Annotated in this window: 2 protein-coding genes and 1 pseudogene; 2 read left to right on the forward strand and 1 reads right to left on the reverse strand. The window is 73.9% G+C overall.

Features of this window, described 5'->3' with window-relative positions; genetic code table 11:
* Window positions 1–29: 29 nt before the first annotated feature.
* The gene (locus VB737_RS16875) at window positions 30–440 is read left to right on the forward strand and encodes a PP-loop family protein (RefSeq protein WP_500314671.1); all 411 of its coding nucleotides are present in this window, start codon (window positions 30–32) and stop codon (window positions 438–440) included.
* Here VB737_RS16875 and VB737_RS16880 read toward each other — a convergent pair.
* Window positions 380–739, reverse strand: a pseudogene (locus VB737_RS16880) (precorrin-6A/cobalt-precorrin-6A reductase); the annotation flags it as partial. The gene VB737_RS16875 and the pseudogene VB737_RS16880 sit on opposite strands and share 61 nt — an antisense overlap.
* 32 nt (window positions 740–771) lie before the next feature.
* Between VB737_RS16880 and VB737_RS16885 the strand changes: the two are divergent.
* On the forward strand, window positions 772–1,137 hold a 366-nt coding region (locus VB737_RS16885), incomplete at its 3' end, for a single-stranded DNA-binding protein (RefSeq protein WP_500314669.1).

Genomic DNA, 1,137 nt, shown 5'->3' on the forward strand with positions numbered 1-1,137 from the left:
TGCTGGGCGTGTCCGGTGGCCAGGACTCCATGGCCCTGACCACCCTGCTGCTGGATCTCCAGCCCCTGCACGGCTGGCAGCTGCAGCTGTGGCACGGCGATCACGGCTGGCGCCCCGACGCGGCCCAGCAGGCGGAGGAACTGGGCCTGTGGGCCCGCAGCCAGGGACTGGACCTGAGGCTCGATCGGGCCGATCCGGTGCCCGCCAGCGAGGCCGCGGCCCGGGAGTGGCGCTACGGCTGCCTGGCCGCGGCGGCCCTCCAGGGGCACTGCACCCATGTGGTGACCGGCCACACCGCCAGCGACCGGGCCGAGACCGTGCTGCTCAACCTGGCCCGCGGCAGCCGCAGCAGGGGCTGGGAGCGGGCCGTGCAGCCGTCGGCCAGGGCGGCGCTGATGCGCGTGGCGAAGGGGTGGGTCGCATCGATCACCCAGGCGTAGGGGGCGCCCCGCTGCCCGGCGTCGGCCAGTTCGGCGGCGACTCCGGCCGCAGGCCCGTCGCTCTCCCCGATCGCCCCCACGGCCAGCTCCAGGCGGGGATGGGCGCCATAGGCCAGGGAGGCGGCCCGGCTCACCAGCGAGACCTTCAGGCGCCAGCCCCGCTCCAGCAGCTCCCGGGCCAGGGGAGGCCCCTCCCCCGTGCCGGCCACCAGCCAGATCCGGCCGCCACCAAAGCCGCTCCCGTCACAGCCGCCGGCACGACCGGGCGGATCGGCCTGGATCCCGTGGGGCGGATGCATCAGGATGGGTCCTTCCAACCGTTGGTCCGGGCGTGAATCACTGCTTGCTGGAGGTGGAGGTCCTGGAGGCGCCCCAGGTGCGCTACACCCAGGACAACCAGACGCCGGTGGCCGAAATGGCCGTCCAGATCGAGGGTCTGCGACCCGATGATCCCCCGGGTCAGCTGAAGGTGGTGGGCTGGGGCAACCTGGCCCAGGATCTGCAGAATCGGGTGCAGGTGGGCCAGCGCTTCGTGCTCGAGGGCCGGCTGCGCATGAACACCGTCACCCGCCAGGACGGGGTCAAGGAGAAGCGGGCCGAGTTCACCCTGGCACGTCTGCATCCGCTCAGCCCCGGCAGCGGATCCGGCATCGCCCCAGCACCGGCTGCGGCACCGGCGCCGGGGCGCAGTGCGGCC

Source organism: Synechococcus sp. BA-120 BA3 (assembly GCF_034931285.1).
In the GTDB taxonomy this organism is placed as follows: Bacteria; Cyanobacteriota; Cyanobacteriia; order PCC-6307; family Cyanobiaceae; genus Cyanobium.

Coding starts and splice junctions, on each gene's coding strand:
- VB737_RS16875 (WP_500314671.1), top strand. CDS start 30: ATGGCCCTGACCACCCTGCTGCTGGATCTCCAGCCCCTGCACGGCTGG.